The organism is Cecembia lonarensis LW9, assembly GCF_000298295.1.
In the GTDB taxonomy this organism is placed as follows: domain Bacteria; phylum Bacteroidota; class Bacteroidia; order Cytophagales; family Cyclobacteriaceae; genus Cecembia; species Cecembia lonarensis.
This window is the reverse complement of record NZ_AMGM01000249.1, coordinates 1-811: the sequence shown is the minus strand read 5'-3', so window position 1 is coordinate 811 and position 811 is coordinate 1. Positions and strand designations below refer to the sequence as shown.

Annotated in this window: 1 protein-coding gene; it reads left to right on the top strand. The window is 64.2% G+C overall.

The annotated features are described in order from the left end of the window. A partial coding sequence (locus tag B879_RS24010) for a glutamine synthetase (protein ID WP_040401583.1) occupies positions 1–811 on the top strand: 811 nt, incomplete at both ends.

Here is an 811-nt window from a genome sequence, read left to right as displayed (position 1 = left end):
GAGCCTCAGGTCGTCAAGGACCTAGCGGCGAAGATCGAGGCTGCCGGAGTCGAGTACATCTACTACGCGCTGCCAACCATCGGCTCGCGAGTCGTGGCCAAGATGGTTCCCGCCAACCACTTTCGCCGCAACCTGGAAAAGGGCATCTGCTTCCACCGCACGGCGCTCTCCGACCTGCAGAACGACCGCCATGGAAACCTGATCGGCGGAGGCATAGAGGCCCGCGAGTTCTGGGCCCTCCCGGAGCCGGACTCCTTCGTTGTCCTGCCTTGGGACACCTCGGTGGCCCGGATCTTCTGCACCGCCTACGAGCCCCCGCACCTGCCGGATGTCGGCGGCCGCCCGCTGGCCATCGACACGCGCTCTCTGCTGGCCCGCACTCACGCCGCGTTCACCGAACGTACCGGGTTCGAAGTGCGCTCGGGCACCGAGCCCGAAATGACATGGGAAGGACCCGGTCTCGAGGTCGTCAAGCGTCCCGGCTCCAGCCCTGCCTACCAGGTGGAGAACCTCGAGCGCATGCGCCCGATCTACAAGAAGCTCGTCACCTACTCCAAGGCCATGGGCCTGGACATGATCGAGGGCGACTACGAAGACGACGGTCAGCTCGAACTGAACTGGATGTACGACCGTGTGGAAAACACCGCCGACCGGTTGGTTACCTACCGACAGATTTGCAAGCAGGTCGCTCGCGAGTTCGGGGTCACGGCCTCGTTCATGCCCAAGCCCTACAACGGCCAGATGGGCAACGGCTGCCACCACAACCTCAGCCTCTGGGACGGGGACACCAACGTCATCGAGGACGCCGATC